Annotated in this window: 19 protein-coding genes; 16 read left to right on the forward strand and 3 right to left on the reverse strand. The window is 70.9% G+C overall.

The window, feature by feature from the left end; translation table 11 throughout:
• The first annotated feature begins 2 nt into the window (after window positions 1-2).
• The 6 genes from ACYQ1L_RS01425 (at window position 3) to ACYQ1L_RS01450 (ending at window position 6,769) form a co-directional block, all read left to right on the forward strand.
• Window positions 3-1,070: an ABC transporter permease gene (locus ACYQ1L_RS01425; RefSeq protein ID WP_460002443.1), complete on the forward strand. Its 1,068-nt coding sequence runs from the start codon at window positions 3-5 to the stop codon at window positions 1,068-1,070.
• Window positions 1,067-3,310, forward strand: coding sequence for an exo-beta-d-1,3/1,6-glucosidase (locus ACYQ1L_RS01430; RefSeq protein WP_460002445.1), 2,244 nt, complete (start codon window positions 1,067-1,069; stop codon window positions 3,308-3,310). The genes ACYQ1L_RS01425 and ACYQ1L_RS01430 overlap by 4 nt, the downstream gene beginning before the upstream one ends.
• A 75-nt stretch (window positions 3,311-3,385) precedes the next feature.
• On the forward strand, window positions 3,386-4,630 hold the full coding sequence (locus tag ACYQ1L_RS01435) for an MFS transporter (RefSeq protein ID WP_460002446.1): 1,245 nt from the start codon (window positions 3,386-3,388) through the stop codon (window positions 4,628-4,630).
• A gap of 200 nt (window positions 4,631-4,830) precedes the next feature.
• Window positions 4,831-5,142, forward strand: a complete 312-nt coding sequence (locus ACYQ1L_RS01440) for a DUF7882 family protein (RefSeq protein WP_460002448.1) — start codon at window positions 4,831-4,833, stop codon at window positions 5,140-5,142.
• An 831-nt stretch (window positions 5,143-5,973) separates the two neighbouring features.
• Window positions 5,974-6,264, forward strand: a complete 291-nt coding sequence (locus ACYQ1L_RS01445) for a helix-turn-helix transcriptional regulator (RefSeq protein WP_460002450.1) — start codon at window positions 5,974-5,976, stop codon at window positions 6,262-6,264.
• A gap of 130 nt (window positions 6,265-6,394) precedes the next feature.
• Window positions 6,395-6,769: a DUF7882 family protein gene (locus tag ACYQ1L_RS01450; RefSeq protein ID WP_460002452.1), complete on the forward strand. Its 375-nt coding sequence runs from the start codon at window positions 6,395-6,397 to the stop codon at window positions 6,767-6,769.
• Between the two features lie 10 nt (window positions 6,770-6,779).
• Here ACYQ1L_RS01450 and ACYQ1L_RS01455 read toward each other — a convergent pair whose 3' ends face one another.
• Together ACYQ1L_RS01455 and ACYQ1L_RS01460 are read right to left on the reverse strand one after the other, a co-directional pair.
• On the reverse strand, window positions 6,780-8,441 hold the full coding sequence (locus tag ACYQ1L_RS01455) for a glycoside hydrolase family 13 protein (RefSeq protein ID WP_460002453.1): 1,662 nt from the start codon (window positions 8,439-8,441) through the stop codon (window positions 6,780-6,782).
• A gap of 113 nt (window positions 8,442-8,554) precedes the next feature.
• Window positions 8,555-9,484: an NAD(P)-dependent oxidoreductase gene (locus ACYQ1L_RS01460; protein ID WP_460002455.1), complete on the reverse strand. Its 930-nt coding sequence runs from the start codon at window positions 9,482-9,484 to the stop codon at window positions 8,555-8,557.
• Window positions 9,485-9,679: 195 nt separating this feature from the next.
• On the opposite strand from ACYQ1L_RS01460, the gene ACYQ1L_RS01465 reads away from it, so the two are divergent.
• The 7 genes from ACYQ1L_RS01465 (at window position 9,680) to ACYQ1L_RS01495 (ending at window position 18,011) form a co-directional block, all read left to right on the forward strand.
• A complete protein-coding gene (locus ACYQ1L_RS01465; protein ID WP_460002457.1) occupies window positions 9,680-10,981 on the forward strand; it encodes an ABC transporter substrate-binding protein in 1,302 nt (433 codons plus the stop codon).
• Window positions 10,982-10,983: 2 nt separating this feature from the next.
• Window positions 10,984-11,934, forward strand: a complete 951-nt coding sequence (locus tag ACYQ1L_RS01470; protein ID WP_460005743.1) for a carbohydrate ABC transporter permease — start codon at window positions 10,984-10,986, stop codon at window positions 11,932-11,934.
• Complete coding sequence (locus ACYQ1L_RS01475) at window positions 11,931-12,872, forward strand: carbohydrate ABC transporter permease (RefSeq protein WP_460002458.1); 942 nt, start codon at window positions 11,931-11,933, stop codon at window positions 12,870-12,872. The genes ACYQ1L_RS01470 and ACYQ1L_RS01475 overlap by 4 nt, the downstream gene beginning before the upstream one ends.
• Entirely contained in the window at window positions 12,872-14,563 is a 1,692-nt protein-coding gene (locus tag ACYQ1L_RS01480; protein WP_460002460.1) for an amylo-alpha-1,6-glucosidase, read from the forward strand. The genes ACYQ1L_RS01475 and ACYQ1L_RS01480 overlap by 1 nt, the downstream gene beginning before the upstream one ends.
• A 292-nt stretch (window positions 14,564-14,855) precedes the next feature.
• Window positions 14,856-16,172 carry an ABC transporter substrate-binding protein gene (locus ACYQ1L_RS01485; RefSeq protein WP_460002461.1) on the forward strand — a complete coding sequence of 439 codons (1,317 nt, stop codon included), beginning with the start codon at window positions 14,856-14,858 and terminating at the stop codon, window positions 16,170-16,172.
• A gap of 1 nt (window position 16,173) precedes the next feature.
• A complete protein-coding gene (locus ACYQ1L_RS01490) occupies window positions 16,174-17,118 on the forward strand; it encodes a carbohydrate ABC transporter permease (protein WP_460002462.1) in 945 nt (314 codons plus the stop codon).
• The gene (locus tag ACYQ1L_RS01495; protein WP_460002463.1) at window positions 17,115-18,011 is read left to right on the forward strand and encodes a carbohydrate ABC transporter permease; all 897 of its coding nucleotides are present in this window, start codon (window positions 17,115-17,117) and stop codon (window positions 18,009-18,011) included. The genes ACYQ1L_RS01490 and ACYQ1L_RS01495 overlap by 4 nt, the downstream gene beginning before the upstream one ends.
• A 12-nt stretch (window positions 18,012-18,023) precedes the next feature.
• Here ACYQ1L_RS01495 and ACYQ1L_RS01500 read toward each other — a convergent pair whose 3' ends face one another.
• Entirely contained in the window at window positions 18,024-18,680 is a 657-nt protein-coding gene (locus ACYQ1L_RS01500; RefSeq protein WP_460002464.1) for a GntR family transcriptional regulator, read from the reverse strand.
• Window positions 18,681-18,804: 124 nt separating this feature from the next.
• Between ACYQ1L_RS01500 and ACYQ1L_RS01505 the strand changes: the two genes are divergently transcribed.
• From ACYQ1L_RS01505 to gcvPB, 3 genes are read left to right on the forward strand one after another with little or no spacing between them, the layout of a single operon-like run.
• Window positions 18,805-20,922, forward strand: a complete 2,118-nt coding sequence (locus ACYQ1L_RS01505; RefSeq protein WP_460002465.1) for a beta-galactosidase — start codon at window positions 18,805-18,807, stop codon at window positions 20,920-20,922.
• Window positions 20,919-22,346, forward strand: a complete 1,428-nt coding sequence (gcvPA, locus tag ACYQ1L_RS01510; RefSeq protein WP_460002467.1) for an aminomethyl-transferring glycine dehydrogenase subunit GcvPA — start codon at window positions 20,919-20,921, stop codon at window positions 22,344-22,346. The genes ACYQ1L_RS01505 and gcvPA overlap by 4 nt, the downstream gene beginning before the upstream one ends.
• Window positions 22,343-23,983, forward strand: coding sequence for an aminomethyl-transferring glycine dehydrogenase subunit GcvPB (gene gcvPB, locus ACYQ1L_RS01515; RefSeq protein ID WP_460002468.1), 1,641 nt, complete (start codon window positions 22,343-22,345; stop codon window positions 23,981-23,983). The genes gcvPA and gcvPB overlap by 4 nt, the downstream gene beginning before the upstream one ends.
• Window positions 23,984-23,985: the final 2 nt, after the last annotated feature.

Consider the following 23,985-nt stretch of genomic DNA (forward strand, 5'->3'; position numbering starts at 1 on the left):
TCATGACGACTCCCGTTCCCCCCGAGGTCGCGCAGCCGGCCGCCGGCGCGCCCGAGACGGCGGCGCTGCTCACCGCCGCGCGGCGGCCCGCGCCGCGGCGCACCTTCTGGACCCAGCTCCGGGCGTCGCTGGCGATGTTCGGCAACCGCAAGTCGGCCGCCGGCCTCATCATCCTCGGCGTCTTCACCCTCGTCGCGATCTTCGCGCCGCTGATCGCGCCCTACAGCCCCACCGCGCAGCACCTCGACGCGACGCTGGAGCCGCCGTCCTGGCAGCACCTGCTCGGCACGACCCACATCGGCGAGGACGTGTTCAGCCAGCTCGTCTACGGCACGCGCGGCGTGCTGGTGGTCGGCTTCCTGGCCACGATCATGGCGACCGTGGTCGCGATCGTGGTCGGCGTGACCGCGGGCTACCTGCGCGGCTGGAAGAGCGAGTCGCTGTCCGCGCTGTCCAACGTGTTCCTCGTGCTGCCGGGACTGCCGCTGATGATCATCATCGCCTCGCAGTTCCAGGATCCGCCTCTCGTCGTCATCGCAGCGGTGCTCGGGCTGACCGGCTGGGCGTGGGGTGCACGGGTGCTGCGCGCGCAGACGATGTCGCTGCGCAACCGCGACTTCATCCAGGCGGCGCGCGCCAACGGCGAGCCGCTGCACCGGATCATCCTCGTCGAGATGCTCCCGAACCTCATGGCGATCATCGCGTCGAGCTTCGTCGGCACCATGACGGCCGCCGTGCTCGGGCTCACCACCCTGGCGTTCATCGGCGTCATCCCGGTCTCGAACCTGAACTGGGGCACCATCCTGTTCTGGGCGCAGCAGAACAGCGCCTTCCCCGACTACTGGTGGTGGTACGTGCCCGCGGGGCTCTGCATCGCCCTGCTCGGCGTCGCGCTCGCGCTGATCAACTTCGGCATCGACGAGTACGTGAACCCCCGCCTGCGCTCCGCCGGAGAGCGGGCCCGCGCCCTGAAGAAGCGCGGCATCGACGCGAACGCGTCGGTCACGGCGGTGCGCACCGCCGGCGACGCCGACCGCTCCGGCGGCGACGCAGAGGGCCGCGCCGCGTGAGCCACGTCCTGCCCTTCCGCGACCCCTCGCTGTCCGCCGCCGACCGGGTGGCCGATCTCCTCGGCCGCATGACGCTGGAGGAGAAGGTCGGCCAGATGCTGCAGCTCGACGCGCGCGACGACCTGCGCGACCACGTGCTGCGGCGGCATGCCGGCTCGATCCTGCACACCTCGCCGGACCGGATCCTGGAGGCGAACCGGCTCAGCGCCGAGACGCGGCTGCGCATCCCGCTGCTCGTCGGCGAGGACTGCATCCACGGCCATTCGTTCTGGCCGGGCGCCACGATCTACCCGACCCAGCTCGGCATGGCGGCGTCGTGGGATCCGGACCTGCTGGAGCGGGTCGCACGCGCCACGGCCGAGGAGGTCGCCGTGACGGGCGTGCACTGGACGTTCTCCCCGGTGCTGTGCATCGCCAGGGATCTGCGCTGGGGACGGGTGGGCGAGACGTTCGGGGAGGACCCGTTCCTCATCGGCGAGCTCGCCTCGGCCATGGTCCGCGGCTACCAGGGCTCCGGACTGGGCGACCCCACGGCGATCCTCGCCACGGCCAAGCACTTCGCCGGGTACTCGGAGACCCAGGGCGGCCGGGACGCGTCCGAGGCCGACATCTCGCGCCGCAAGCTGCGCTCCTGGTTCCTGCCGCCGTTCGAGCGGGTGGCGCGGGAGGGATGCCGCACGTTCATGCTCGGTTACCAGACCACCGACGGGGTGCCGATCACCGTGAACGACTGGCTGCTCAGCGACGTGCTGCGCGGCGAGTGGGGATACGGCGGCACCCTCATCACCGACTGGGACAACGTCGGCCGGATGGTGTGGGAGCAGCGGGTGCAGCCCGACCACACCCACGCGGCGGCGGCGGCCGTGCGGGCCGGGAACGACATGGTGATGAACACGCCGGGCTTCTACGAGGGCGCCCTGGACGCCGTGGCGAAGGGGCTGCTCCCCGCGGACGCGTTCGACACGGCCGTGGCCCGCATCCTCACCCTCAAGGTCGAGCTCGGCCTCTTCGAGGATCCGCGGCTGCCGTCGGAGCGCCTCGATGCCGTGGTCGGCAGCGCGGCCCACGCCGCCCTGAACCTCGAGGCCGCGCGACGCTCCCTCGTGCTGCTGGAGAACGACGGCACGCTGCCCCTGAGCGTCTCGGCGGGGGCGGATCCGCTCCGCGTCGCCGTGGTGGGTCCGCTCGCGGACGACGCGCAGACCCAGCTCGGCGACTGGGCCGGCGGATCCGGTCAGGCCGGCTGGATCGACGGCCAGCCGCGCGAGATGATCACGACCGTACTCGACGGGCTCCGCGCGACCGAGGGGCTCGCGGTGGAATACGCGCAGGGCGCCGACATCCTCACGCTCGAGGAGGATCCGCTCGGGGCGACGTTCCCGGACGGTCAGCCGCGGCCGCCGGTGGTGGTGCCGGCCGCGGTCGACGAGGCACGGCTCACCGAGGCGGTGGCCGCCGCCGAGTCGGCGGACATCGTGGTGGCGGTGGTCGGCGACCGGATCGAGCTCGTCGGCGAGGGGCGCTCCACGGCGACCCTGGAGCTGCTCGGCGGCCAGAACGCGCTGCTCGACGCCGTGATCGCGACGGGCACCCCCGTGGTCGTGGTGCTGCTGGCGTCCAAGCCCCTCGTGCTCCCCGCCTCCGTCGCGAACGCCGCGGCCGTGGTCTGGGTCGCGAACCCGGGCATGGAGGGCGGGCGCGCGATCGCCGAACTGCTCACCGGCGCGATCGAGCCGTCGGGGCGCCTGCCGATCTCGTTCGCACGGCACGTGGGCCAGCAGCCCACGTACTACAACCAGATCCGCGGTCAGCACGGCACCCGCTACGCCGATCTCACCCAGGCTCCGGCCTGGGCGTTCGGCGAGGGCCTGTCGTACACGACCGTGGCCTACTCCGCGCTCGCACTCGCGTCGACGACGCTCGGCAGGGACGAGACGATCGTCGCCGAGGTCACTGTCGCCAACACCGGATCCCGTCCGGTGCGGGAGACCGTGCAGGCGTACGTGCGCGACGTCGTGACGAGCGCGAGCTGGGCCGACAAGGAGCTCAAGGCATACCGCCAGGTCGACCTCGCACCGGGGGAGTCCGCCCGCGTGCGGCTGGAGGTGCCCGTCGCCGACTGCGCGATCGTCGACGCGGCGGGCGTGCGCCGGGTGGAACCGGGTGCGTTCGAGCTGCTAGTCGGGCCGTCCTCGCGGGACGAGGTGCTGCTCTCGGCCGCCTTCGAGGTGGTGGGCTGAGGGGCCGTTCGACAATTCGTCCGGAATCCTTGCAAAAGCCTGCAGGGAGAGGATCCGCTCTGCTTGGATGACCTGGTGCGAACGACTGCTGACGACACCGGCTTCCGTGCCGGGGCGCTGATCTGGCTCGCCGTCGCGACCTTCTCGATGGGGATCGACGGCTACGTGCTGGCGGGACTGCTGCCCCAGATCGCCACCGACCTGCGCGTGGACGCCGCGGCGGCCGGTCAGCTGATGAGCGTTTTCGCGGCCACCGGCGCGGTCGCCGGCCCGGTGCTCGGTGCGCTCACCGGGCGCTGGGAGCGCAAGTCCACGATCGTGCTCGCGCTCGCCGTCTTCGTGCTGGGCAACCTGCTGGTCGGCCTCGCTCCGACATACTTCTGGGCCATGACCGGTCGCGTCGTCTCGGCGCTGGGCGGGGCGCTGCTGAACGCCGTGATCGGCTCCTACGTGATCGCGCGCAGCCCCGAGCAGTACCGCGGCCGGGCGCTCTCGCTGGTGATGGGCGGCTTCCTGTTCGCGACGGCGCTCGGCGTGCCGGTCGGACTCGTGATCGGGCAGGCCGACTGGCGGATCCCGCTGTTCCTCGTCGTGGGCGTCGGCACCGCCGCGCTCATCGGCATCGTCGCCCGCGTCCCGCGTCTGCACCTGCCGCCGCTGTCACTGCGCGCCGCGCTGAGCCCGCTCACGCGCCCGGCGATCCTGGCCGTGCTGCTCGTGCCGATGGGGCTCATGTGCGCGAGCTACCTCTGCTTCACGTACGCCACGCTCATCCTGGGTCCGCGGATCGGCGAGGGCTACCCGATGATCGGCGCGCTGTTCGGCTACGGCATCGTCAGCCTCGTGGGCAACATCGTGTCCGGCCGCGTGACCGATCGGCGCGGCCCGGTCGCCGTGCTCACCGTCATCGTCGCCACCGTGCTGGCCGCCGCGCTGCTCGGCTGGGCCGGCCTGATGCTGCCCGGGATCGCGGGAGCGGTCGCGGGCCTCGCCTGGTTCCTCACGTGCGCCTTCTTCAATGGCGGCTCCGGCGTGGCGGCGCAGACCCGCCTCGCCACGATGGTGCCGCCGGCCGTCGCCGCTCTCGTGCTCGCCCTGAACAACAGCGCCATGATGCTCGGCAGCGCGCTGGGCAGCGCTCTCGGCGGCGTCGCGCTCGCCGTCGGCGCGCTGCCGGATCAGCTGCTGCCGCTGTCGGGCGCCGTGCTCGCGGTGACCCTGGGCGTGCAGTTGGCCACCGCGGCGGCGCACCGGCGCCGGGTCACCGGCGGCCCGGTCGGCGCGGGCGAGCCGCCGGTGGGCGCGGTCGAGCCCGCCTGAGTCGCCGCCTCGTGACCGGCGCCGACTGCGGAGGGGACGGCCCGGCGCCGGCTGCGGAGGGGACGGCCCGGCGCCGGCTGCGGAAGGGCCGGCATGCCTCAGGGTGTGCAAGGCTGGGACCGGCGCCGCAGTGCGGTCATCCGGACCGCGCCTCATGGCACGGGTTCCGTGGCGACAGGCAGACGAGACGGGTGACCCCGATGGGCTTTCTTTTCTACGGCAGTTCCGAGCACGCGATCGAGATCGAGGACGTCGCTCTCGCCCACCTCAAGGTCGTGATCGCGACCAAGCTCCGGCGCAACGAGAGCTTCACGCTGTCCTGCCGGCACGACGACGATCAGCCGCGGGGCAGGTCCACGATCTGGCTGCATCCGTCGATCCAGCTCCGCTTCGAGTTCGCCGATCCCGAGCCGCCGCAGCTCGACCCCGCGCGGATCCAGACCTACGCGAACTCCGCGAACACGTCCGGCGGCATCCTCATCCCCGACGAGCACATCCTCGGCTCGAAGTGAGGCGAATGCCCGGCGCGCTCCACGGAGACCGCGATCCGGGGATCTCCGCGCTCCGGCCGTCCTGATCGACGGCGGCGGGCCGCGGATCCGGATCCCTCGCCTCCGGGATCGGAGAGAATGGAAGACTCTGGACTTGCCGGAGTCCCGCCGTGCGGCCTGACGCACCCACGCTCCGAAGGATGCCCGCATGCCCGAGATCGTCCGTTTCCAATCCCGTGAGCGGTCGGCGGTGGAGCAGGCCTGGGCGCAGTTCGCGCCCTCCGCCCGGCTGCACCGCGCCGAGCCGGAGCTGCGCCTCGACTGGTCCTCTGCGGCGCTCGAGCACGTCGGGATCGTCGAATACCGGCTGTCGGCGGCCGCCGTGCGCTCGTCCGTGCGGCCGGAGGGCCAGCTGTTCGCGTGCAGTGTCCGGTCCGCGCGCGGATCCGTCCGCAGCGGGCGCCAGGAGCTGGCCTCCGGTGTTCCCTGGCTCAGCGACGGACGCGAGGTGACGGCCCGGTGGGATGAGGAGGCGCACGTGCGCGCGGTCGTTCTCGATCCCGGCTGGACGCAGGAGACGGCGCGCCGCATCCTCGGCGACGACCGCCTGCTGATCCGCGTGACGGATCCGGCCCCGGCGGATCGCCGGGCGGCGGCGCACTGGTCGCGGACCGTCGCCCGCCTCGCCGAGGAGGTGGAGGCCGCCATCGGCCACCCCCTGATCGAGGCGGAGATCGCCCGGCACGCGCTGATGGTGACGCTCGCCGCGTTTCCGTCGGCCCTGCACGGCCGGGAGCAGCGGTCCGCGCAGACGACGCCGGCCCCCTCGACCGTGCGTCGCGAATGGCCTTCATGGAGGATCACGCCCACGAGCCGATCACCATGGACGACGTGGCCCGCGCCGTCCACATCTCCACCCGCGGCCTCCAGTACGCGTTCCGGCGCGCGGCCGGCCTCACCCCGCGTCAGCATCTGGTCCGGGTGCGCCTCGACGGCGCGCACCGGGACCTGCTGCGTGCGGGGCCCGGTGAGACGGTGGCGGAGATCGGCCGCCGCTGGGGGTTCTCGCACCCGTCCCGGTTCGCTGCGGAGTTCCGCCGGGTCTACGGTCGATCGCCCGCCGAGACGCGCGGCGACCGCTGACGTTCCGCCCCCCGACCTTCGGTGACGTGGTGCGCACAGTCCGTTCCGGTGGCGTCCTCATCCGGTCCGGCGCTGCCCGGGCCGCGTCGGCGCCGTCCTACGGTCGGGGGGATCGGAGGACGACACAGGAATGGGAAGCATCTATTACGGCCAGAGCTCTGAGCCGATCTACATCGAGGATCGGACCCTCGCGCACCTGAAGGTCGTCATCGCGACGAAGCTGCGTCGCAACGAGAGCTTCACGCTCTCCTGGCGTCACGAGGAGGGGCAGGAGCGCGGGCGCGAGACGCTGTGGCTGCACCCGTCCATCCCGCTGCGCTTCGTCTTCGACGAGCCCGAGCCGCCCGAGCTCAGCGCGGAGTGGCTGCGCACTCTCGCGGGGTCGGCGAGCAGCACCGGCGGGATCCAGCTGCTCCCGGAGCACATGAACGCGTCGAACGGCGCGGGCGCGGCCGGCGCCGATGCACGCGGATCCGCCGACGGCGGCTCGCCTTCGGAGGGCTGACCGCCGCGGATCAACCCAGCGTGTACCAGGCGGCGGAATCCGGCGGCAGCACCGTGCCGCCCTCGGCGGCGCTGTGCACGACGACCGTTGCACCCTCCGGCAGGGCGAGCGGCTCCGCGCCGAGGTTCGCCGCGACGTGCAGGTCGCCGCGGCGGAACGCGACCGCGTCGGACCCGAGGTCCTCCCACACGAGGGAGCCGGATCCGAGTCCGCGCTCGCGGCGAAGGCGGAGCAGCCGCTTGTAGAGCTCGAGCGTCGAGGCGTCGGCGCCCTCCTCGGCGGCGCGGGCGTACTCCGCCCACTCCGCGGGCTGCGGCAGCCATGAGGCGCCGGTGTCGTTGAAGCCGTAGGACGGCGCCGTCCCGCTCCACGGCAGCGGCACACGGCAGCCGTCGCGGCCGTAGCGCTCGCCGTTCGTGCGGAACCAGCTGGGATCCTGGCGGAACTCGTCGGGGATCTCCATGGCCTCCGGCAGGCCGAGCTCCTCGCCCTGGTACAGGTAGGCGGATCCGGGCAGCGACAGCATGACCGTCGTCGCGGCGCGGGCGCGCGCGAGGCCGACCTCGCGGTCGGGCTTGGGCTCGTCCCGCGGGCCGATGCCGTCGCCCTGCGGGTTGTCCCAGGTCAGGGCGAGGCGTGACGCGTGCCGCACCACGTCGTGGTTGGACAGCACCCAGGTGCTCGGGGCGCCGACCGCGCCGAACGCGTCGAGCGAGTCGCGGATCACGGTGCGCAGCTCTTCGGCGTTCCACGGGGTCATCAGGTAGTTGAAGTTGAACGCCTGGTTCATCTCGTCCGGGCGCACCCAGAGCGCGATCTGATCGAGCGTCGGCATCCACGCCTCCGCGCACAGCGCACGCTCGCCGTCGTACTCGGCGAGCACGTCGTGCCAGTCGCGGTAGATCTCGTGCACCCCGGGCTGGCCCCAGTACGGCACGTCCTCCTGGTCGCCGCCCATGGAGTCCGCGCCCTCGTCGGGCGTGTAGTCGGGAAGGCCGGCCTTCTTGATCATGCCGTGGGCCACGTCGACCCGGAAGCCGTCGACGCCGCGGTCGAGCCAGAACCGCAGCACGCCGCGGAACTCCTCGCGCACCTCTTCGTTCGTCCAGTCGAAGTCGGGCTGGCTGGTGTCGAAGATGTGCAGGTACCACTGCCCCGGCCGGCCGTCGGCCTCGGTCACCCTGGTCCACATGCCCCCGCCGAACACGCTCTGCCAGTTGTTGGGCGGCAGCTCGCCGTGCTCGCCCTTGCCGTCGCGGAAGATGTAGCGGGCGCGCTCCGGGCTCCCCGGCGCCGCCTTGAGCGCCTCCTGGAACCACGCGTGCTGGTCGGAGGAGTGGTTCGGCACGAGGTCGACGATGACCCGGATGCCCCGTGCGTGCGCTTCGGCGAGCATGGCGTCGAAGTCGCCGAGCGTGCCGAACAGCGGATCCACGCCGCGGTAGTCGGAGACGTCGTAGCCCGCATCCTTCTGCGGGCTGGGCATGAAGGGACTCAGCCAGATGGCGTCCACGCCCAGCTCGACGAGGGCGTCGAGGCGGGACGTGATGCCGGGCAGGTCGCCGATGCCGTCGCCGTTCGCATCCGCGAAGGAGCGGGGGTAGATCTGGTAGATGACGGCGGTGCGCCACCACTCGGATCCGGGGGCGGACTGCTGCTCGATCTGGGCCATTCGATCAGGCTACCGGGAGCCGCGCTTCCCGGAAAATCGCGGATCGAATCGGTTCGAACGGACGCGCGTCGCAGAGGCGGATCCGGGGGAGTCGGGGCGGATCCGGGGCGGGGTCAGCGCTCGATGAGGTTCACCGGGGCCTCGCCGGCGAGCATGCGGTCGATCTGGGTGCGCACGAGTGCGGCGATGCGCGGCGCCATCGCGGTCGACGCGCCGCCGACGTGCGGGGTGAACAGCACCCCGGGGGCGTTCCACAGGGGGTGCCCCTCCGGGAGCGGCTCGGGATCCAGCACGTCCAGGGCGGCGCGGATCCGGCCGTTCTCGGCGACCAGCGCGTCGGTGTCGACGAGCGAGCCCCGCCCGACGTTGACGAGCAGCGCGTCGTCGGCCATGCGCGCGAGCATGGCCGCATCGAACAGGCGGTGCGTGGCGGGCCCGCCCGGCAGCGAGAGGATCACGATCTCCGCCTCGGGAAGCACGGCCGGGAGGTCGGCGAGCGCGCGCACCGGGATCTCCCCGATGCCCTCCACCACCTCGGTGCGCGCGGTCTGCGCGACCGCGGTGACGCTGACCTCGAAGCCGGCGAGGCGGCGGGCCACGGCCTTGCCGACGCCGCCGATGCCGACCAGCAGCACGCGGCGGTCGGCGAGGCTCGAGGTGAACGCGCGGTCCCACACGCCCGCGTCCTGCGCGCGCACGAACCGGGGCAGCTCGCGCTGCGCGGCCAAGGTCAGGGCGAGGGCGAGCTCCGCCGTGGCGGGCTCGTGCACGCTCGCCGCGTTCGCGAACGGGACGCCGGCCGGGATCCGGTCGATGACGGCCTCGTATCCGATCATCTGCCCCTGCACGAGGCCGACGTCGAGGCCCTGCAGCGAGCTCAGGTGCTGCCGACCGAGGTACGACGGCACGACGATATCGATGCGCCGAGCCGGAGGGGGCGTCGCCATGTCCCACACCCGCACCTCGACGCCCGCGGGCATTGGGCCGCGGGCGATCACGTCGGCGGCGAGTTCCGGGGTGGGGACGGTGACGAGGAGGCTCACCCTTCGAGGGTAGAGCCGGCAGTCGCCGCCGCGACCGGGCCAGTCGGGGAATGGTGGCCGCAGCGAGGGGGAGGGCCGACGTGCGGGGGCGGGCTCGGCGTCGGTCGGGGATTGACATATCTGCGTTCTGTATACAGAATACGAAGCGCGTCCTGCACCCGAATCTGCTCTTCCGACGACGAAAGAGGTGGCCTCATGCCTCGCTTCTCCCCTCGCTTCACCCGCTCGCTGGCCCTGGCCACCGCGGGCATCCTCACTCTCGGACTCGCCGCATGCAGTGGCGGCGCCTCCGGCGGAACCTCCGGCGGGAAGACCACGGTCGTGTGGTCGACCTGGGGAAGCGCCGACGAGCTCAAGCGCTACCAGGAGTTCGACGCCGACTTCATGAAGCGTCACCCCGACATCACGGTGAAGCTGCAGCCCGTGGCCGGCTACGACGACTACCACTCCAAGCTGCTCGCACAGCTGACGAGCAACACCGCGCCCGACGTGTTCTACGTCGGCGACGACATGATCGGCCAGTTCGTCGGTTCGCATCGCCTCATGCCGCTCAAGGCGCTCATGAACGGTTCGAAGAGCCAGAGCAAGGAGGCGGACTTCTCGTCCGGCCTGTTCGGGGCCGCCGAGCAGGATGGCGAGATCTACGCCGCGCCGAACGACTCCAACCCCGACGTGTTCTGGTACGACAAGGAGGCGCTCAAGGCCGCCGGCGTGACGGACGACCCCGCGACGCTCGCCGCCGCGGGCAAGTGGACCACGACCGCCTTCCTGGACATGAACAAGAAGCTGCACGATGCGGGCCTCACGGGCACGATGTTCTGGAACTACTGGGCCACGCAGTGGAGCTGGCTGAGCTCGCAGGGGGTGTCCGCGCCCTACGACAAGAGCGGGAAGTTCGTCGCGAACAAGAACGCGGACGCGGTCAAGGCTCTCGACCAGTTCGGATCCCTCTTCCAGGACAAGACGTTCCTCGTCGCCGACACCCTCCCCGACGGCGCGGGCGCGGACAGCGTCTTCGTCGCGCACAAGGCCGGATTCTTCGTCCAGGGCCGCTACACGATCGGCACGGTCACCGCGGCCGGATCCAAGGACTCGTACGACATCGCCCCCTGGCCGACGCCGGACGGCAAGGCGGCGCCCACCGGTGTCGCCACCTCCTTCCTCGCGATCAACAAGGGCACCAAGGTGAAGGATGCGGCGTTCACGTTCTGGACCGAATTCCTCTCGGCCCAGGGCCAGACCTTCCGCCTGCAGGGCGGAGGCAACGCCGTCCCGTCCATCAAGGGCGCGGACAAGGTCGTTCTCGACGGCTACCCGGCGCACGCGCAGAGCTTCCTCGACATGCGCGACATCGGCTTCGTGAACTACCCGACCGAGGCGCGTCTGCCCGGGATCCGCTCCGGCATCGGCGACCAGTTCCTGGCGCTGTACCAGGGCAAGCAGGATGCCCAGGCCACGCTCGACGCCATCGCCAAACTGGTCCAGGACGGCAAGTGAGCATGACCGCACCGTCGGTTTCCACCCGGGCGTCGTCGACGACGGCGCCCGGGTGGCGGCGCGAAGCGGCCTGGCGGCGTCGTGACCGGCGCTGGGGCTACGCCTTCGTGGGACCGCAGCTCGTGGGCATGGGCCTGTTCGTGCTGCTGCCGTTCCTGGCGAGCCTCGTGCTGGCGTTCGCGCACTGGGACGGCCTCACCGACCTCAGCTGGGTGGGCTTCGAGAACTTCGGCACCGAGCTGTCGGATCCCCTCTTCGGGCGCGCGATCCTGAACACGCTGCTCATCGCGATCATCACCGTCCCGATCGGGCTCGGACTCGCGGTCGTCATCGCGGTCGCCCTGGAGAAGCTGAAGACCCGCACCCTCTACCTCGTGCTGTTCTTCGCGCCGGTGGTGACCTCGACGGTGGCTGTCGCCATGATGTGGCAGCAGCTGTTCCGTGCCGACGGCGTGCTGTCCACCACGATCTCGAAGGTCTTCGGAGTCGCGCCTCCGGACTGGCTGCAGGACCCGCGCCTCGCCCTGATCGCGGTGTGCATCGTGACCATCTGGTCGTCCCTGGGCCTGAACGTGATCATCTTCCTCGCCGGACTCCAGAACATCTCGCCGTCCGTGATCGAGGCGGCTCGGATCGACGGCGCCGGCGCGTGGCGGCTTTTCACTGCGATCCGGCTGCCCCTGCTGTCGCCGATCGTGTTCTTCTCCTCCGTGATCGCGTTCATCTCGTCGCTGCAGACCTTCGACACCGTGTACGTGCTGGTGCGCAACGCCGGACCCGACAATGCGACGCGCACGATCGTCTACCACATCTACGACCTCGGCATGAAGAAGTTCGAGTTCGGACTCTCGTCGGCGGCGAGCATCATCCTGCTCCTGCTCACGCTGGTCATCACGGCGATCCAGTTCGCTGCGCAGAAGAAGTTCGTCCACTACGAGGATGACCCGGCATGAGCGTCGACACCACGAGCCTCACCCGCGGCGGCGCCGCCCCCGCCACCGACTCGACGATCGCCATCGTCGCGCCCGGCCGTCGGGTCCGCCCGAAGCCGGCGGGCCGGGGACGCCGTCGCGTCTCCGCGACCGTCCTGCACGTCGTGCTGATCGTGGCCGGCCTCGGCATGGTCTTCCCGTTCGTCTGGATGATCCTCACCTCGTTCAAGACGCTGCCGCAGCTGCTGAAGGATCCGCTCTCGCTGCTGCCGAGTCCCTGGACCTTCGGCAACTACGTCGAGGCGTGGAACGCCGTGCCCTTCGCGCAGGCCTACCTGAACAGCGCCTACATCGCGGTGCTCGTCGTCATCGGCACGCTCATCACCGCGTCGATGGCCGGATATGCCTTCGCGCGGATCCGCTTCCGCGGATCCCGGGTGCTGTTCATCGTGTTCCTCGCCACCCAGATGATCCCCAAGCAGGTCACGCTCATCCCGTTCTACCTGCTGATGACCCAGCTCGGCTGGGTGGACTCGCACCTCGCGCTCATCGTCCCCGGCATGATCGCCAACCCCTTCGCGGTGTTCCTGATGCGCCAGTTCGTGCTGTCGCTGCCCAAGGAGCTCGAGGAGGCGGCGCTGGTGGACGGCGCGGGGCGGATCCGCACGTTCTTCCAGGTGATCCTGCCGAACCTGAAGCCCGGGCTGGCGGCGCTCAGCATCATCGTGGCGCTGGACGTGTGGAACTCGTTCCTGTTCCCCCTGGTGCTGCTGAACACCCCCGACCTGTTCACGGTGCCGCTGCTGCTGCAGTCGTTCCAGGGGCAGTTCGGATCCGTCAACTACGGCCTCGTCATGGCGGCGTCGGCGATCTCGACCGTGCCGATGCTGATCGTGTTCGTGATCGGCCAGCGCCGGATCCTGAACAGCATGGCGGCGTCCGGCCTCGGAGGGCGCTGATGGCGGTCGTCGCCCCGTCTGCGGCGGAGCTCGCACTCGCCGCGGGCCGCCATCTCGACCTCGTCACCGCGCCCTTCACGATCCCGCGGTCGCGGCTGCTCGTGTTCCGCGAGGGCGACGGCGTGCGCGTGCACACCTCGGAGTACGAGCGCGGCCTCGGCGAGTGCCGGGTGGTCGACGAGCTCATCGTCACCGACGCGACCGGCCGCGTGCTGCCCGTCGCCGACGTGCAGCCGCACCGGATCCGGTTCGCGGCCGACGGCTCCGCCTCCGTGACGCTGACCTTCGACGGCCTGCGCGCATTGAGCATCGGCGGGAGCGCGGCCGCGGCGGTGCGCCTGGTGCTCCCGGACGGGACCGCGGCCGAGCATCCGGTCGGGACCGGGCTGCGCGTCGACGTCGCCGCCGACCGGACCACGACTTTGACCGCTCGGCCGGCGGAGGCGCACGAAGCCGCCGAGGCCGCGCTCGAACGGGAGTGGGCGGAGTGGTTCGACCGCTGCCCCCGCGTGCGCGACGACCTGCAGGACATGACCGCCTTCTGCTGGTGGGTGCTCGGCGCGAACATCGTCGAGCTGCCCGCGCTCGCCGGCGCCCGCGCCGTCGTGCCGTCGAAGATCGGGTACGTGGGGCTGTGGCAGTGGGACGCGTACTTCATCGCCGTCGGCCTGCGCCACGGCGACCCTGCGCTCGCGCGCGAGCAGCTCGAGCTCGCGTTCCGCTTCCCGCGCGACAACGGGCAGCTGCCCGACGTGGTGCACGAGGAGGGGATCCTCGCCACGAGCGATGACCTGCCGGAGGCGGACCGCGCGAACCTGCGCCGTGCCGGATCCCGGGTCGCGGATCCCTCCGCGCCCGTCCCCTTGACGAAGCCGCCGCTGGCCGCTTGGGCACTGCGGCTCGTGCTCGAGGCGGAGGATGCGCCGGAGTGGGCGGCCGGGCAGCTGCGCCGCGTGATCCGCTCCCAGGACTGGTGGTTCGCCGGTCCGGAGCAGAACGGTTCCGACCTCGACGGCGACGGCATGCCCGAGTACGGTCACCCGTACTCCTCGGGGCTCGACGACAGCCCGGTCTTCGACGGGCCGATCCCGACGGCCGCGCCGGATCTCGCGTCCTACCTCGTGCGGCAGGACCGGGAGATCGCGACGCTCGCCGAGCGGTACCTGCCCGGCCACGACGTCGCCCGGCACCGGGCGCGCGCCGACCGCACTGAGTCCCTGATGCTGCGGCAGATGTGGGATCCGGTGGAGCGCCGCTTCTTCGCGCACGGTCCGGAGGGCGAGCACATCGCCAGTGACACGGTGCTGGGGCTGCTGCCATTGCGCACCGGGACGCTGCCGACCGACGTGCGAGAGGCACTCGTCGGGGCGCTGGACGACTCCGCGCGGTACGCGATGCCCTGGGGGCTGCCCACCGTGGCGGCATCGGATCCCGACTTCTCTGCGGAGCGCATGTGGCGCGGCCCGATCTGGATCAACACGAGCGCCCTCGTCGCCGAGGGCCTGGACGCCTCCGGGCTGCCGGAGCGCGCTCGGGCGCTGCGCGAGCAGACCGCGCGGCTGGTGATCCACGGCGGCGGCCCGCACGAGTACTACAACCCGCTCACGGGCCTCAAGGCGTCGCGCGCGACCACCGCCTTCGGGTGGTCGGCGGCGCTGTTCATCGATCTCGCGGTCACCCTCAGCCGCTGACGCGCACCCCCTCGGGCGCCGAGCGACTCAGCGCGCCGGGGCCCAGAGCGCCGAGACCCCCACAGTGCGCCGAGACCCCCTCGCAGCCGCGCAGGCAGGCGGGGGTCTCGGCGTCCCGTGGGGGTTTCGGCATCTTCCGGTGCCGTGCCGGTGCCGGTGCCGGTGCCGGTGCCGTGCGGTGCGGTGCGGGCGATGGCGGAGGGTGCGCCGGGAGGAGGGTGCGCAGCGGGGATCTGGTGTTTGCGTAACCACCCGTGTACTGTATGCAATATCCAATTCTGACGAGGAGGTCATGATGAAGCGACGCGGCATGCTCGCGCTGGCGATCGGGGCGACGGCGGCCGTCGCGCTGTCCGGATGCGCGTTCGGGGGAGGAGCGCCATCGAGCGAGAAGACCCTCGCCTCGGATGCGAAGGCGACGGGCACGATCACCGTCTGGTCGTGGGACGTCGCGGCCACCGCGCTCAAGCGGCTCGGCGCCGACTACGAGAAGGCGCACAAGGGCACCACGATCAAGGTCGTCGACATCGGCTACGACAACGCCTACGACAAGATCTCGGTCGGCCTGCAAGCCGGCACCGGCCTCCCGGACCTCATCACCCTCGAGACCGACCACGATCAGAGCTACCTCACGCAGTTCCCCAAGGGCTTCGCGGACCTCTCGCCCGTGCTCGGCGACAAGAAGGCCGACTTCGATCCGTTCAAGTGGTCCACGGGATCCGACAAGGACGGCAAGCTGCGCATGGCGCCCTGGGACTCCGGCACCGTCGGCCTCTACTACCGCACCGATTACTTCCAGGCCGCGGGCGTGGATCCGTCGGCCGTCAAGACGTGGGACGACCTCGTCGCCGCGGGCGAGAAGATCAAGGCCGCCACGGGGCACACCCTGCTCACGGCCGACCTCTCGGCAGGCGGCTCCCTGGCGATGTACCTGCAGCAGCAGGGCCAGGGCTACTTCGATGACGAGGGCCGGATCACGGTGAACTCGCCCGCCGCGGTGCGCGCGCTCACCCTGCTGCAGACCATGCAGCAGAAAGGCCTCATCGCCAATGCGAAGGGCTGGGACGCGAGCGTCACCAGCGCCAAGGACGGCGACTCCGCCGTCACCCCGGAGGCCGTCTGGTGGATCGGGACCCTCGAGGGCGAGGCGCCCGAGCTCAGCGGCAAGTACGCGGTGCGCGATCTGCCGGTGTTCGACGACGCCAGCGCCCCGACGTCGAACAACGGCGGATCCGGACTCGCGATCCCGGCGCAGGCGAAGAATCCGCAGCTCGCAGCCGACTTCCTGACCTATGTGCTCGCGAACACCGAGAACCAGTCGAGCATGATGCAGAAGGAGGGTCTGTTCCCGGCCTACCTGCCGGCGCTGAAGTCCGACTTCTTCGAGCAGCCGAGCGACTACTTCGGCGGGCAGAAGGTGTTCCAGACCTTCGCCGGGCTGACCCCGAAGATCCCCTCCATCTCCTTCACGTCCGACCAGTCCGTCGCGAGCGACGCAGTCGCCAACGCGGTGGGCGCCGCGGTGTTGAACGGCGAGGACCCGAAGAAGGCGCTCGACGACGCGGCGGCGCAGATCGCGAACTCGACCGGCCGCAAGATCGCAGGCTGAGATGACGGTCGCCACGATGCGGCGGCCCGCCCGCGAGGAGGATCGGGACGGGATCCGTCGCGATCCCCCTCGGCGGGAACGGTGCTTCGCGGCGCGCATGCAGCGCCCCGGGATGTGGTTCGCCCTGCCCGCGGCCGCGCTGCTCGCGCTGTTCTTCGCCTATCCGCTCGCGGTGTCGCTGCTGCAGAGCCTGTTCCGCACCTCGGGCGGGGTCAGCACGTTCGTGGGCGTCGAGCAGTACGCGCGCATGCTCCGGGATCCGCTCGTGCTGAAGAGCCTGGGCAACGCGCTGCTGATCCTCATCGTGCAGGTGCCGCTGATGATGGCGCTCGCCGTCGGCCTCGCCTATCTGCTGAACCAGGCCTGGCTGCGCTTCCGCGCAGGATTCCGGCTGCTCACGTTCCTGCCCGCCATCACCACGCTGGTGGCCTACTCGGTCGTGTTCCGCGTCATCATGACCACCGACGGGGGCATGCTGAACCAGGCCCTTGCGCTGTTCGGCGCGGCGCCGATCGACTGGCTCAACAACGAGTGGTGGGCACGGGTCGCCGTGATCGCCTCGATCACCTGGCGCTGGACCGGCTACAACATGGTCATCATCCTCGCCGGGCTCCAGTCGATCCCGGCCGAGCTCTACGAGGCCGCACGCATCGACGGCGCAGGGCGGTGGCAGACCTTCCGGCACATCGTGGTCCCGCAGCTGCGCCCCGTGCTCGTCTTCACCAGCGTCACCTCGACCATCGGCGCGCTGCAGCTGTTCGACGAGAACTACATCCTCACCGGGGGCGGCCCCAACAACGCGACGCTGACACCGGTGCTCTACCTGTACAAAGTCGGCTTCCAGCAGTTCGACTTCGGCTACGCGAGCGCGATCGCGTGGATGCTCGTCGTCCTCACCGGGATCATCGCGCTGATCCAGTTCCGCATCATGAGGGAGAAGCCGTGACCACGCAGCTGATCACCACCGGCCGGCCGCGCCGCAGCGGTCAACCGTCGACGCACGGTGGACAGCCGCTGCTGCGCCGGATCGCTCTGCGTGCCCCCGTCTACCTCGTCCTGATCCTGGCCAGTGCGCTCGCGCTCATCCCGTTCCTGTGGATGGTCATCGCCTCGACGCACCGGACGAGCGACCTGTTCGTCACACCGCTGCCGCTCCTGCCGGGCGGCGAGTTCTGGCAGAACCTCGGCCGGCTGCAGGAGAGCGTCGGGTTCGGGCAGGTCATGCTCAACAGCGTGCTCGTCGCCGTGATCTACACCGTGTTCAGCTCGGTCGTGAGCATCATGTGCGGATACGGCCTGGCCACGTACCGATTCCGGGGGCGCGGGGTGCTGCTGGGGGTGATCCTGGTCACGATGATGATCCCGATGCAGGTGCTGCTCGTGCCGCTGTTCCAGATGATGGCGAGCGCCGGCTGGATCGACAGCTACCAGGCGCTCATCGTGCCGTTCCTGGCCAACGCGTTCGGCATCTTCCTGATGCGGCAGGGGTTCCTCGACTTCCCTCGGACGCTCATCGAGGCGGCGCGCATCGATGGGGCGAGCGAGCTGCGCACGTTCTACCGGATCGTGCTGCCGGTCGCCCGCCCGCAGATCGCGGCGCTGGTGATCTACACGTTCATCAGCCAGTGGAACTCGTTCATCTGGCCGCTGCTCATGCTCAACTCCGAGGACCGGTACACGGTGCCGGTCGCGCTGAACACGATGATCGGGCTCAGCCGCGTGGACTATTCGGGGCTCATGCTCGGATCCCTGCTGGCGACCCTGCCGCTGTTCGTGCTGTTCCTGGTGTTCCAGAAGCAGTTCGTCGCGGGCCTGCTCGGCGGCGCAGTCAAGGGCTGAGGTGTGTTCGGGTCAGGCGGAGAAGTAGGCGCTCGAGGAGTTGTCGAGGATCCGCCGCATGCCCTGCATCCAGTTGACCTTGAGGGCGGCGACGGCCGCGGGCACGTCGCCGGCGGCGAGGGCGTGCGCGATCGCGGCGTGCTCGGCCGCGACGCGGTCGATCTTCACGTCCTCGGCGACGAGGAGGGCCTCGTAGCGGTGGAACGCCCCGCGCACGCTCTCGATCACGTCGAGCAGGCGGCGGTTGGGGCAGGCCGACAGCATGACGGCGTGCCACTCATCGTCCTTGGTCATCACGAGCGCGTGCTCGACGTGCTCGTCGGTGAACTCCTCGGCGAGCTGGACCAGGCGGACGCCGACGCGCTTCAGCTCGTCGACGGGGCTGAGCTCGAGCGCGAGGCTCTCCAACGTCGCCATCACGGGCGCGAGATCCTCGAACTCGCCGGCGCTGAGCGGGACGAACCGGAAGCCCTTGCCGTTCTCGCTCGTGATCTGCCCCTCGGACTCCAGGGCGATCAGGGCTTCGCGCAGGGGCGTGCGGCTGACGCCGAGCTCGGCGGCCAGCTGCACCTCGTTGATGCCCTCGCCAGGCTGCACCTGGCCGGTGCGCATGCGGCTGAGCAGCTCCTCGCGCACCTGGGAACGCAGGTTCTTGCGTTCGATCGCCATTCGTTCTTCCCCTTCGGCCGGTGCGGTCAGCCTACGGCTTGACCGGATCTCTCATTCGTCTTACGCTTGCTGTATACAGAATACATTTAACAGCGCAGGTGTACAGACTCAGAGAGGAGCCTCCGTGGCGCAGCTTCCCGACGGCGAGCGGATCCGCGAGGTCCGCATCGACGCCCTGGCGTACGGCGGCGACTACAACCCGGACCAGTGGTCCGAGGACGTCTGGCGCGAGGACATCCGGCTCATGCTCGAGGCGGGCGTGAACCTGGTCAGCCTGCCGATCTTCAGCTGGCCGCAGCTCGAGCCCGAGCCGGGCGTCTACGACTGGGGCTGGCTGGACCGGATCCTGGATCTGCTGCACGAGGCCGGGATCCGCATCGACCTCGCCACGGCGACCGCGACGCCGCCGTCCTGGCTGCTGCGCGCGCACCCCGAGATGGCGCCGTGGGACTCCGACGGGCACCGGCTCGAGTTCGGCTCCCGGCAGACCTACTGCCCGTCGTCGCCGGTGTGGCGCGAGAACGTGGCGCGGATGACCTGCGCCATCGCGGAGCGTTACGGCGACCACCCGGGGCTGGCGATGTGGCACATCTCGAACGAGTACGGCGACCACGTCTCACGGTGCTGGTGCCGCGAGTCCGCCCGGCACTTCCGGCGCTGGCTGCAGGACCGCTACGGCGACCTCGACGGCCTGAACGAGGCCTGGGGCGTGAACGTGTGGGGCCAGCGCTACACCTCCTGGGAGCACGTCGAGACGCCGAAGAAGGCGCCCGGGCCGGTCAACCCCACGAAGCTGCTCGACTTCGAGCGGTTCTCCTCCGACGCGATGCTCGAGCTGTTCCAGGTCGAGATCGACGTGCTGCGCGAGGTCACCCCCGACATCGCGGTCACCACGAACTTCATGAGCATGTTCCGCGACCTCGACTACTGGCGCTTCGCCGAGCGCGAGGACGTCGTGACCGATGACGCCTATCCGGATCCGATGGATCCGACGTCGCACGTCGGCGCGGCGCTCAACTACGGCCTGATGCGCTCGCTCAAAGGCGGCCGTCCCTGGCTGCTGCTGGAGTCGTCGGCGAGCGCGACGAGCTGGCGCGACATCAACGTGCCCAAGGCTCCGGGCAAGATCCGGGTGGAGAGCCTGCAGGCTGTCGCGCACGGATCCGACGCGGTCATGTTCTTCCAGTGGCGCCAGGCCAAGTACGGCCAGGAGAAGTTCCACTCCTCGATGCTGGGCCACCGCGGCGAGCGGTCCCGCAGCTTCCAGGAGACGAAGGCGCTCGGCAACGAGCTGCGCCTGCTCGAGCCGGTGCGCGGCACCCGGGTGCGCTCCCGCGTCGCCCTCGTCGTGGACTGGGACTCCTGGTGGGGATCCAGCGCGAGCGAGTCGCTGCCGTCGCAGCGGCTGCAGTGGGCGGAGCAGGCCCGCGCCTGGCACCGCGCGCTCTACACGCTGGGCCACCCCGTCGACACGGTGCGGGCGGGCGGCGCTGACGCCGGCCCCCCGTTCGACGGCTACGACGTGGTCGTGGCGCCGAACCTGTACATCCTGGAGCAGGCGCAGGCCGATGCCCTGCGCGCGTTCGTGGAGCGCGGCGGCACCCTGGTGGTCGGGCCGTTCTCGGGCGTCGTCGACGCGACCGAGAAGGTGCACGACGGCGGCGCCCCCGGCCCGCTGCGCGACCTGCTCGGCGTCGAGGTGGACGAGCAGTGGCCGATCGCCGACGGCCGCACCGAGTCGCTGGCCTACTGCGGCGACGTGCTCGAGGTGCCGAGCTGGAGCGAGTGGCTCGACGCCGACGCGGACGTCGAGGTGCGCGGCACGTACGCCTCGGGCGAGCTCGCCGGTCTCCCGGCGGTCACCCGCCGTGCGGACGGATCCGGATCCGCCTGGTACGTCAGCGCGATGCTGACGCCGGAAGGCCTCGTCGAGGTGTTCCGCGACATCCTGCGCACCGCCGGACTCCCGGCCCGCGACGAGGTGTCGGTGGACGCCGAGGCCGTGACCCGAACGGACGGGACCACGGACTACACGTTCCTGCTCAACCACGCCACGGAACCCGTCACCTTCCACCTGCCGCAGCCCGGGCGCGACCTGCTCACCGGCGCGGAGACCACCGGATCCCTCACGCTCGGACGCCATGGCATCGCGGTGATCGCCGCCCCCCGCGCCGACGAGATCCCGTTCGTCACCCTCTCGCTTCCCGTCCCCCTGACCACCCCGCCGAAGGAGCAAGCATGACGCAGACGTTCGTGCACCCCTACATCCCGAACACGGCACCCGAGACCCGTGCGGCGATGCTCGCCGAGACGGGCGCCGCGTCCATCGACGAGTTCTACGCCGACGTCCCGGAGGACCTGCGGCTGCGCACGCCGCTGGACCTGCCCGAGCCGCTCGTCGCCGAGCAGGACCTCGCGCGCCACGTGCGCGGGCTGCTCGCGAAGAACCGCTCCACCCAGGAGCGGCTGAGCTTCCTCGGCGCGGGCACCTACAACCACTACGTGCCCGCCGTCGTCGACGAGGTCATCGGGCGCAGCGAGTTCCTCACCGCCTACGCCGGCGAGCCCTACGAGGACCACGGCCGGTTCCAGGCGCTGTTCCAGTACCAGTCGATGATGGCCGAGCTGCTCGAGATGGACGTCGTCAACGTCCCTGTCTACGACGGCTACCAGGCCACGGCCACGGGGCTGACGATGTCGGGCCGCCTGACCGGCCGGAAGCGGATCCTGGTCGCCAGCGACGTGCTGCCCGCGAAGCTGTCGAAGGTGCGCGACTACGTCCGCGCCCACGTCGAGCTCGAGATCGTCCCGACCGTGGACGGCACAGCCGACGTCGAGGCCGTCCGCACCGCGCTGGGCGACGACGTCGCCGCCGTGTGGATCGAGACCCCCAGCGCGACGGGGGCGGTCGAGGCGGCCCTGCGCGAGATCGCCGACGCCGCGCACGCCGCGGGAGCGGTGGTCGTCGTGGGCACCGACCCGATCGGGTACGGCGTGCTGGCGACCCCGGCGTCGCAGGGCGCCGACATCGTCACGGGCGACATCCAGTCGCTCGGCGTCCACCAGTGGTACGGCGGTGGTCACGGCGGCTTCATCGCCGTGCACGACGAGCCCCGGTTCGTGATGCAGATGCCGTCGCGCCTGTTCGGCCTGGCCTCCACCGACGTCGAGGGGGAGTACGGCTTCGGCGACGTCGCGTACGACCGCACCTCCTTCGCGCACCGCGAAGAGGGCAAGGAATGGGTCGGCACCGCCGCCGCGCTCTGGGGCATCGCCGCGGGCGTCTACCTCGCGCTCATGGGCCCTGCCGGCATGGCCGACCTCGGCGAACTGCTGCTGGCTCGCACCCGCTACGCCCAGCAGAGGCTCGCCGAGGTGGACGGGATCCGCCTCACCGACTCCGCGCTGCACCTGCGCGAGTTCGCCGTCGAGCTCCCCGTGCCCGCCGCCGACGTCGTCGCGGCTCTGCGTGCCGAGGGCATCGAGCCGGGCGTCGTGACCGGCGAGCGCACTCTGCTCGTGTGCGTCACCGAGGCCACCGGCCAGTCCGACATCGACCGCCTGGCCGCCGCGCTCGCCGCGGTCGTCGCCCCCTCCCCGATCGCTGCAGAGGAGCAGAACCGATGCGATGCACTGAGCGACGACTGCAAGGAGGAGACGAAGTGAGCCTTCCCGTCGCGCCCAAGCCCGCGCTGCGCCGCTTCCATCAGGCCCGGTGGGACGAGCCGGTGATCTTCGAGCTGTCCACCCCGGGCGAGCGCGGGGTGCTGGTCACCCCGGTCGAGCCCGGTGTGCGCTCCGCCGTCGGCGACGTGGTCGGATCGCTTCCGGCGTCGCTGCGTCGCCGCACGGCGCCGAAGCTGCCCGAGATGGGTCAGATGCGCGTGCTCAAGCACTACCTGCGCCTGAGCCAGGAGAACCTCGGCGCCGACTTCAACGTCGACATCGGCCAGGGCACCTGCACCATGAAGTACTCGCCCAAGATCAACGACCAGCTCATCGGCGTGCCGCAGCTCACCGAGATGCACCCGCATCAGGATCCGGCCGACGCGCAGGGCGTGCTCGAGATCGTGTGGCGCCTGGAGCGGATGATCGCCGAGATCAGCGGCATGGACGAGGTCTCCCTGCACACGCAGGGCGGATCCGCCGCGATCTGGTCGAACATCGCGATGATCCGCGCGTACCACGAGGCGAACGGCGAGGGGGAGCAGCGCCGCGAGGTCATCACGACGATCTTCAGCCACCCGTCCAACGCCGCGGCGGCGAAGGCCGCGGGCTACGAGGTCGTCACGATCTTCCCGGATGCCGAGGGCTACCCGGACCTCGCCGCGATGAAGGCCGCGCTCTCCGAGCGGACGGCGGCCATCATGGTCACCAACCCTGAGGACACCGGCATCTACAACCCGGCCATCCGGGAGTGGGTCGACGCCGCGCACGCGGTGGGCGCGCTCGCCTCGTACGACCAGGCCAACGCGAACGGGATCCTCGGGATCACCCGGGCGCGCGACGCCGGCTTCGACGTGTGCCACTTCAACCTGCACAAGACGTTCTCGACGCCGCACGCCTGCGGCGGTCCTGGCGCCGGTGCCAACGCGGTGAGCGCAGCGCTCGCGCCGTTCCTGCCGGGCCCGCGGATCGTGCGGCAGGACGACGGATCCTTCGCCATCGCAGAGTCGGGGGAGAAGTCGATCGGGTCGGTCGCGCCGTTCCACGGCGTGATCCCCAACCTCGTCCGCGCGTACTCGTGGATCATGGCGCTGGGGGCCGACGGCCTGCTCGCCGCGGCCGAGATCGCCGTGCTCAACAACAACTACCTGCTCAAGAAGGTCACCGACATCCCCGGTGCATCCGCGCCGTACGCGACGGGTCGCCGCCGCATCGAGCAGGTGCGCTACTCGTGGGAGGAGCTGTTCCAGGAGACCGGCATCAGCTCGGAGGAGATCGGGATCCGCCTGAGCGACTTCGGGATGCACTACTGGACGAGCCACCACCCGTATGTGGTGCCGCAGCCGTTCACGCTCGAGCCGACGGAGTCGTACTCGAAGGCGGAGATCGACGAGTACGTCGCCGCGCTCGCCGAGGTCGCGCGCGAGGCGCGGGAGACGCCCGAGGTGGTGCGCACCGCGCCGCACAACCAGACCGTGCACCACACCCACCACGACGACCTGGACGACCCGGAGCGCTGGGCGATCACGTGGCGCGCCTACCGCCGCAAGTACTTCGGCGAGCAGCCGGCCGGCGCCGTGGCGAGCAGCCTGCCCGGCTCGACCGAGGCCGCACCGCTGGGCGTGTGGGAGCACTGATC

The organism is Microbacterium xylanilyticum, from assembly GCF_054654695.1.